General features: G+C 34.9%; 8 protein-coding genes and 1 pseudogene. 2 read left to right on the top strand and 7 right to left on the bottom strand.

All coding sequences use genetic code 11. The annotated features are described in order from the left end of the window. Positions 1-114: 114 nt before the first annotated feature. Positions 115-432, bottom strand: a complete 318-nt coding sequence (locus tag ACODS7_RS13810; protein WP_098629003.1) for a magnetosome magnetite crystal formation protein family — start codon at positions 430-432, stop codon at positions 115-117. A 148-nt stretch (positions 433-580) separates the two neighbouring features. After that, on the bottom strand, positions 581-1,159 hold the full coding sequence (locus ACODS7_RS13805) for a YdcF family protein (RefSeq protein WP_029441890.1): 579 nt from the start codon (positions 1,157-1,159) through the stop codon (positions 581-583). A gap of 161 nt (positions 1,160-1,320) precedes the next feature. On the opposite strand from ACODS7_RS13805, the gene ACODS7_RS13800 reads away from it, so the two are divergent. After that, entirely contained in the window at positions 1,321-1,986 is a 666-nt protein-coding gene (locus ACODS7_RS13800; RefSeq protein WP_000923922.1) for a DUF421 domain-containing protein, read from the top strand. Positions 1,987-2,020: 34 nt separating this feature from the next. Here the strand turns inward: ACODS7_RS13800 and ACODS7_RS13795 are convergent, their stop codons facing one another. Continuing rightward, the gene (locus ACODS7_RS13795) at positions 2,021-3,376 is read right to left on the bottom strand and encodes an MATE family efflux transporter (RefSeq protein WP_029441889.1); all 1,356 of its coding nucleotides are present in this window, start codon (positions 3,374-3,376) and stop codon (positions 2,021-2,023) included. Positions 3,377-3,513: 137 nt separating this feature from the next. Continuing rightward, the gene (locus tag ACODS7_RS13790; protein WP_016082204.1) at positions 3,514-4,344 is read right to left on the bottom strand and encodes a MerR family transcriptional regulator; all 831 of its coding nucleotides are present in this window, start codon (positions 4,342-4,344) and stop codon (positions 3,514-3,516) included. Positions 4,345-4,613: 269 nt separating this feature from the next. On the opposite strand from ACODS7_RS13790, the gene ACODS7_RS13785 reads away from it, so the two are divergent. Further along, entirely contained in the window at positions 4,614-5,777 is a 1,164-nt protein-coding gene (locus ACODS7_RS13785) for a cation:proton antiporter (RefSeq protein WP_029441888.1), read from the top strand. Positions 5,778-5,840: 63 nt separating this feature from the next. Here ACODS7_RS13785 and ACODS7_RS13780 read toward each other — a convergent pair whose 3' ends face one another. The 3 genes and pseudogenes from ACODS7_RS13780 to ACODS7_RS13770 all read right to left on the bottom strand — a co-directional run bounded on the left by ACODS7_RS13780 (position 5,841) and on the right by ACODS7_RS13770 (position 9,276). Further along, on the bottom strand, positions 5,841-6,119 hold the full coding sequence (locus ACODS7_RS13780) for a DUF3986 family protein (RefSeq protein ID WP_029441887.1): 279 nt from the start codon (positions 6,117-6,119) through the stop codon (positions 5,841-5,843). Between the two features lie 64 nt (positions 6,120-6,183). Further along, positions 6,184-7,533 (bottom strand): aspartate aminotransferase family protein, encoded by a 1,350-nt coding sequence (locus ACODS7_RS13775; protein WP_000850962.1) that lies wholly within the window; start codon positions 7,531-7,533, stop codon positions 6,184-6,186. Between the two features lie 191 nt (positions 7,534-7,724). After that, positions 7,725-9,276, bottom strand: a pseudogene (locus tag ACODS7_RS13770) (solute symporter family protein).

Raw genomic sequence — 9,276 nt, 5'->3', positions numbered from 1 at the left:
TATCAAGCTGCCTAATGAAATAACCGTGTCTAACTTTTAGGGGTCACTTCATTTTGAATTGCTCTTTTTTTAAAACGTCTATGAATACGGTAAATGAAATTTTTTATTGTCTTATTACGCCGTTTTCAACACTTTAATACCTTTTACGATATTCCAAATGAAATAGTAAATTCCTACAAGAATGAACACTGCATATGTGATAATCATTCCAATTTCAGCACCGTCAGATTGATTAAAACCTAAGCCGTACATGCCTGATACTGCTAGTCCTCCAAATAAGATTGCGTATGGGAAAACATGTGACCAAAATGCTTTTTTCGCGTGATATTTCACTTCATCTTCTGCAACAAAGTACACGATAATTGGTAGTAAAAATGGTGCAAAAAAGATACTAAAGTAACATAACGAAGATAAAATATTATTTCCTTTCATCCGATTCACCTCTAAATAGTTTTTGTTACCTTCATTATGTCAGGAAACCATTCTAGAAACTATCGCTTTACCTTTCACTAACGTGACATATTTGTAAGATTTTCCTCAAATTAAATCCCGTCTGAATTTTCAGGCGGGATCACTTTCACTATATTCGATTCATAAACCAATACTGTGTAATTGCTAAATATTCTCGTACATTCGATGGAATGATGATTGGTTTCGGTGTTTTTGCCGGAAGACCTTCTAATTGTAAGCCTTGTTTGGCCGCTATTTTTTTCGCTCTAAACATATGAAAATCGTTTGTTACGATCATACCTTTTTTCATATCGGCTGGAATTAACGGTTTTGAGAATGTAATATTCTCATCTGTACTCGTAGATTTGTCCTCCATTATAATACGGTCTTCTGCGATGTTTTGTTTTATTAGTCCTTGTTTCATTGCTAATGCTTCTGAAATGTCTTCACCTTTTCCTTGTCCTCCAGATACAATAGCGATTGTTTTCTCATGTGATTTTAAATATTCAGCTGCTTTATCAATACGATATTGCAATGAATAAGATGGTTTCGTTCCATTTACTTTCGATCCTAGTACAATTATGTACTCAGCATCGTAGGTTGCATTCATATGTCCATGCTTATAAATGTGATATTGTAAAAACCCCGCATATACGGCGCAAATCATTATAACAACTAAAATGCACTTTATTATTCTCTTCTTTCTCATACTCATATACTCCTATTTTCTTTTACTTCCTTCATGATAATATCCATTTATTTGTTTGTATACAGACAAATTCCAATAAACCCTAATTTATCCTCTGAAAGGTAATATTTATATTACTTTCGGGAATAGTAAGTACAACTTTACACGAAGGAGTGTCTCTATTGCTTCTCTTTTTATGTAACGTGTCGTTCTTTTTCATCTTATTTTTACTATCGCTTAAGTTACTCGGTAAATCCGCGTTAGCGCAACTAACTCCTCATGATTTTGGGGCTATAATTTTTTTATCTTATTTAGCTTTCCAGGCCATCCCCGTCTCTGGTGCTTTACAAGCATTTCTCGGTATGGTTGTTATTACATGTTTACATTTACTCCTTACAAAATTAAGCCTATTCAACAAACTAAATCGTTTTATTCTCGGACACCCTATCATTTTAATTAAACATGGTGATATTATTTTTGAGAACTTACAAAAAAGTAGATATCCCATTGCCGAACTACTTTCTAATCTTCGCGTTGCAGGATATCCAAGTGTTCATGAAATTGAATACGCCATTTTAGAAGCGAACGGAGCTATTAGTATTTTACCAAAAAGAGAACTTGTACCATTAACTCCAAAAGATTTAAACATAGATGTTAAGTATGCTGGATTACCAATTGCACTTATCGTCGATTCACAAATTCAATATGATAACTTAAAGTTAATACATAAAGATGAAAAATGGTTATATAAAGAATTAAAAGAAAAAGGAATTACAAATATTAAAAACGTTGCCTTTGCTTCTGTTCAAGAAACGGATGGATCTTTTGCGATTAGTTTAAAAGAATAAGAAAATCCCCTTAATTGCTTAAGGGGATTTTTTATCATATCGCTTCTTTCTCTCCTGCCATATTTAATGGAACAGGATGTTTCATACGATTCATTGTAAATACGATAATTGCTGTCATTACTTCAGCAACTGGCATAACGAGCCAAATCCCATTTATACCAAATAATTTCGGCATAATCCATAACAATGGAATGATAAATAGTAATCCACGGCTCATTATAATAAGTACTGATTTCTTCGTTTGTCGCACTGATTGGAAGTACTCTCCATACACAATGTTATAACCTAAAAATACGTATTGGATAAAGAATAAACTAATACCTGTTAAAGTTAACTCCAATAATTCTGGAGATTGAACATCAAATAAATCAATGATATATTTCCCGAAGAATAATCCGACAATTATCGCAACGCCTCCGAGGACAACTGCAATTTTCACAGCAAACTGTAATCCTTCACGAAGTCTCTCTGATAAATTTGCCCCGTAATGAAAACTAGCAATTGGTTGCAATGCTGCTCCAACACCGAAGAATAATAGTAATGTCATTGCATGAATACTATTCACCATCGCATAGGAAGCTACTCCTACTTCTCCTGCATATTGGACAAATGCGATATTAAAACCAATCGTTACGATTGCAACCGTGCTTTCTGCTGTAAAACTCGGGAAACCAATCACCATAATTTGTTTGACAGTATCCCATTCAAAATGGAATTTCGTCCATTTTAAAATGCTACTTTTTCTAAAGAAATGAGTTAATAATACAAGGAAACCAATCGCTGCTGAAAGAATAGTCGCTGAAGCAGCACCTGTTACGCCCCATCCAAAGATAAAAATAAAGATATAGTCAAACAGTATATTTAATACAGCTGTTACAACAAGACCAGCCATTGCTAAATTAGGATTTCCATCATTTCGTATAAATGTACTTAAAATATTTTCTAAAACGTATATCATTCCAAATGTTAGTAATACGTGTAAATAGTCTAACGCATATGGTAAAATCACTTCATTTGCACCAAATAAGTACGCTAAATCTTCTATTCTCCATAAACAAATAGCCGCTAAAACACCTACGATAACAACTGCTACCGTCATGGATTGAGTAAAAATAGACCTTGCTCTTTCTCTTTTATTTTCACCTAATGCAATAGAATATAACGTTGCCCCGCCCATCCCGATCCATAATGAAATAGAGAAGAAAATCGAAAACGCTGGAATAGCCACGTTTACTCCTGCTAAACCGTTCGCCCCAACTCCTCTACTAATCATGACCGCGTCAATTACAATATTCACTGACATTAAAACCATTCCAAGAACGGCTGGTATTAAATAAGAAATAAATAAACTTTTAACTGGTTTTTCTCTTAATTTTTCTGTTGCTTCCATACTATTATGCTCCTTTTTCAACGCTCTGTTCACAGTTTAAACCTTCAAGTAACTTGAAGGTCAAGAGAGAATTAAAAAAATAGGAAATTTAATTATCGGAATTGATGCAGGTTTGTAATTAATAAAAGTCCTACACTCTATTTTTTCATTACTGGAATTTGAATTTCTGTTACTTGCTCCTCTGGATTTTCTGTTACAGACCAATCAATTAATCCAATCTCAATTGAATCTCCACTTATTTCGTATCCTTCTTGATCAATGTATTCCATTAATTTCTTATATGTTTCACCTGTTTCTTCATATGATCCATGATGATAAGCGCACGCAAACATACCAGCTTTAATTGAATCTGAACTATGTACTTGATAAGGCATATAATCCAAAAGAATAAATACGCTGCTATATGCTTGAAACTCCTTTTGCATGAATGCTTTTTTGGAAATTGTCACACCTATATCTCCTGAAAATAGACTATCATCCATTTGCTTCATATTTTTTTGAAGCGAATGGATATAATAATCAAACATATCATCTGTCGTATTCGGCGCCACTGCAATCGCTGTTATTTTTCTTTTTGGTATTTTTTTAATAAGTATTCGATCGGTTTCCGCTTTCGTCGCCTTCTTTATTAAATGAATTCTATGTTCCATTTTTGCTAAAGCATATTCAATTTCTCTTTGTTTCTTCAGCATCATTTCTTGTTGTTTTTCCAGTAAATTGAGTGCGTATGTTGGATTTCTTTCATCAATATATTTCTTAATTTCCTTTAACGGAATATTTAACTGGCGTAAAAATTTAATCGTATCTAACAGTGAAAATTGATCGATTGTATAATAACGATAATTCGTTTGAGGATCAACAATGGACGGATGAAAAATTCCTTTTTCATCATAATACCTCAATGTAGATTCTGCGATATTATGCATTTTTGCCATTTCTCCAATTGTAAAGCGTTTATTTAATAACATGTTTCCTTCTCCAATTCATTAAAAATATTGCCTTATTTCTTCTTATTATATAGCCATTCCCTTCATACCTAAATCAAATTCCATCATGAAAATCTGCTATTTTTCCATTGATTTTTAATAAATTTTATTATATATTAATTACAGGTTCAAATTACGAGTTCAAAAGAACTTGTAATCAGACCCTTTTGTTTAATGGGTTTTACATATTTTCATTAGGCAAATTCCGAGAAATCGTATGATAAAACTAAAAATGATGAGGAGAGGATCAGATGGAATTCGAATTTTTCTTTCAAATTGCACTTATTTTATTAAGTACAAAGCTTGCTGGTGATCTTAGTGTTAGATTAGGTCAACCTTCTGTATTAGGTAAATTAATTGTCGGTATCGTTATCGGTCCAGCTGTATTAGGTTGGATTGAAAATTCAGAGCTTCTAACTCAATTAAGTAATGTCGGGGTTATTCTTTTAATGTTTATGGCTGGACTTGAAACAGACTTAGAAGAATTAAATGCAAATCGTAATTCTTCCTTAGCCGTTGCACTCGGAGGTATCATTCTTCCATTCGTAGGTGGTTACGTTTCCGGTCTTGTTATGGGAATGGAACAAGGAAACGCTGTATTCTTAGGATTACTTCTATGTGCGACAAGTGTTAGTATTTCCGTACAAACACTTCGTGATTTAGGTAAAATGAAAACACGTGAAAGTACGACGATGCTTGGAGCCGCTGTATTTGATGACATTCTTGTTGTTATTTTATTAGCATTTGCAATGAGCTTCTTAGGTACTGATGATGTTAACTTAACAATGGTTATCTTGAAGAAAGTAGTATTCTTCGCTTCTATTATTTTAATCGGATGGAAAGGTGTTCCTGCGATTATGCGCTGGTTATCACCACTACGCGTATCTGAGTCTATCGTGAGCGCGGCTCTTATCATCTGTTTCTCATTCGCATATTTCGGCGAATTATTAGGAATTGCTGGTATTATCGGTGCTTTCGCAGCTGGTATTGCTATTTCTCAAACGAACTACAAACATGAAGTAGAAAAGAAAGTAGAACCAATCGCTTACGCTATGTTCGTTCCCGTGTTCTTCGTAAGTATCGGTATGAATATTACATTTGACGGTATTGGCAATCAAATTTGGTTCATCTTAGCATTAACTATTATCGCTGTATTAACGAAATTAATCGGTTGTGGTGTTGGTGCACGCATGACTGGATTTGACGCTAAGTCTTCTGCAATTATCGGTGCTGGAATGGTTTCTCGTGGTGAAGTTGCACTTATCATCGCAGGAACAGGACTTTCTTCAGGTCTATTAGCGCAAGATTACTTTACAGCAATTGTTATTGTCGTTATTTTAACTACAATGATTACACCACCAATGTTAAAATACACTTTTGGTGCAAAAGATAAAGCAATGAAAGCAAGTAAATAAATTTCATATTAATAAAAGGAGATTGCTATCTTATAAGATAGCAATCTCCTTTTTATTTTATCTTTAAACAATCCCGTTCTTTTTTAACCATTTTTCAAAAATAATTCGTACTTCATTATCATCAATATCATTCTCAAATGAATACACCATAATGCCATAATCATCTATATATTTACCTAGCTTCATTCCCTCCACTTTCTTATAAAAATCGTCTGCCTCATAGTGCGGAATATAAGCATCCCAAACTGGTTCATTTATTCTTTTGTACGCCGTCACTTCTAAATCATATCCGTCTTCATAATATCCGATGTGATAATGTTTGTTAGGATCATATTTCTCCATTAAAAGTCCCCTCCTACTAAACAAAAGCGAGCCTTATATTACAGCTCGCTCCTCTCTCTATTTATTAAATACGCTCCATCGCTGTCTTCAACGTTCCAACAACGAAAGCAATCTCTTCACTTGAAATAACAAGAGGCGGCGCTAATGTTAAAACGTTATTATATCCTGCTGTTGTCATACCGTTTCGTCCTATAATTAAGCCCTTTTCTTTACAAGCATTTACTACACTTGCAATTTTGTCATTATCAATTGGCTCTTTCGTCTCTTTATCATTTACTAATTCAATTCCAACTAATAGACCTTTTCCTCTAATATTCCCAACAAGTGGATGTTCCCCAATTTCATCTTTTAGTTGCTCTAATAAAAGGGAACCCATTTGTGCAGATCGCTCAATTAAATTTTCATTTTCCATAATCTCTAAATTTTTAAGTGCTAATGCACAAGCTGCTGGATTCCCACCAAATGTATTAATATGGCGGAAAAATTCATATTCTCCTTTACCTTTAAAAGCCTCATATATTTCTTTTTTCACAGCTGTTGCAGATAATGGTAAATATGCGCTCGTAATACCTTTTGCCATTGTAATAATATCAGGCTTTACATCATAATTCATAAATCCAAATGCTTTTCCTGTACGTCCAAAACCGCAAATCACTTCATCACTAATAAGCAAGGCACCGTGTTTTTGACACGTCTCATGAACAGCTTTCATATAGTCTTGTGGTGGCATTAATATGCCCCCGCCTGTAATAATAGGTTCCATAATAAACGCAGCAATTGTTTCACTTAATTCCCACGTCATAACACGATCGACTTCTTTCACACATTCTACATCATAAATATGCTGCCCTTCAATTTCAGGCATACGGTAACAATCCGGTGGTGTTACATGTAAAAAACCTGAAGCAAACGGCTCATATTGATATCTACGCTGCGCTTGTCCCGTCGCTGCCATTGTCGCCATTGTATTCCCGTGATACCCTCGATAACGTGACATAAATTTATAACGATGTGGTTCACCTTTTTGAGCATAGTATTGTCTTGCTATTTTAAAAGCTGTTTCGTTCGCTTCTGAACCACTATTTGAGAAGAAAATAACATACTCTCCCCCAAGCCACTCATTTAACTTTTCAGCAAGCTTTATAGCTGGCTCATGGGATTGTGACATTGGAAAGTATGATAATGTTTGTAATTGCTTATAAGCCGCTTCTGCGAGCTCTTTTCTTCCATATCCACTATTCACACACCAAAGGCCACTCATACCATCTAAATATCTTTTTCCTTGTATATCTTCAACCCAGCACCCTTCAGCTTTTGCCCCTACCATTGTACTATTTGGACTAAAGGGACGCATTCCGTGCCAAACATATTGCTCATCTTTTGCTAATAATTCATCAGTTTGCTTCGTTTTCATCATTACTTCCACCTTCCATAACAACTTATTTTTCACAAAAGCTGCGCTGGTGCCATGATGACTTAAATTTCTCCCTGCTATTTTCATTCCACAAAATTAAGACAAATCCTACTTACAAATCAGTAATATTTACAAGAAAATGACAAAAGAAAAAAGAGCTTTTCTTATCTATCGAAAAGCTCCTCTTTTATTTAATGTGAAGACGCATCGCTAATGCCATGACCAGTATTAGATTTCACGAGAATTTCATCAAATTTCGCTGCATCTTCTTTCTTACTAGATAAAACCGTTCCTAAATATGCTGCAAGAAATCCGAGTGGAATTGAAATAATTCCTGGTGTCGTATATGGGAATAACGCTTCCCCAACAAAAATAGCTTTTCCAGCTACAGGGTTCCAAACATTCGGACTCAACGCTACGAGAACAATTGCTGATACGAGACCTACAATCATACCCGAAATAGCACCCGTTGTATTAAAACGCTTCCAATATATTGTAAATAAAATTACTGGTAGATTTGCACTCGCTGCAACTGCAAATGCTAATGATACTAAAAATGCTACGTTTAATGTTTGGGCAAATAATGCAAGTATGATAGATAGTATCGCTACTCCAATAGATGCATAACGAGCCATAGATACTTGCTCTTTTTCCGTTGATTTTCCTTTACGAATGATTTCATTATAAAAATCATGAGCGAATGCTGATGCTGCTGTTAATACAAGACCTGCCACTACAGCCAAAATCGTTGCAAAAGCAATTGCTGATACGAAAGCAAATAAGAAGTCCCCACCTAACGCTTTAGCTAATAAAGGTGCTGCCATATTACCCGCTGGATTCGCTTTAATAATTGCCTCATTTCCTACAAACGCTGCTGCTCCAAACCCTAAGAAAATCGTCATAATATAAAACGCACCAATTAACCACGTCGCATATACAACAGATTGACGTGCTGTTTTTGCATCACGTACTGTAAAAAAGCGGACAAGTATATGTGGTAATCCCGCTGTACCGAGAACTAGTCCTAAATTTAAAGAAAGTGTATCAAGGCCAACTTTATACTTTACTCCTGGATTTAAAAACGAATCTTTTAATGGCGTAGCTGTTTTCATTTGTGCAAACATTTCAGTCACACTAAAATTAAACTTTGCGAAAACGATAACAGAAATAATAAACGTACCAGCCATTAGTAGTACCGCTTTAACAATTTGTACCCAGCTTGTTGCTGTCATCCCTCCAAAAATAACATACACCGTCATAAGTGTTCCAACGATTAATACAGATGTCGTATATTCAATCCCTAATAATAATTTAATAAGTGCACCCGCGCCAACTAATTGTGCAATCATATAAAAGATAGAAATCGTCATCGTATTAAGAGCTGCAACTCCCCGAACTTTTTTCGCATCAAAGCGTGCTGCAATCATATCCGCCAAAGTATACTTCCCTAAATTTCTAAGCGGTTCTGCAACAAGATATAGTACAACTAAATAAGCAACTAAAAAACCGATACTATAAAAGAATCCATCAAACCCAGTTAATGCGATTGCTCCGGCTATACCAAGAAATGAAGCAGCAGACATGTAATCTCCAGCGATGGCCAGACCATTTTGCCAACCAGTTAATCCCCCCTCCAGCCGTATAAAATTCACTCGCATTTTTCGTTTTTTTCGATGCAAAATATGTTATGACGAGCGTACCAAGAACAATAATTAAAAATAGTGCAAATGCAGTAGTATTCAA

The organism is Bacillus sp. FG16, assembly GCF_057809515.1.
The sequence above is the reverse complement of the archived record's forward strand: the minus strand, read 5'-3'. Positions and strand labels throughout refer to the sequence as shown.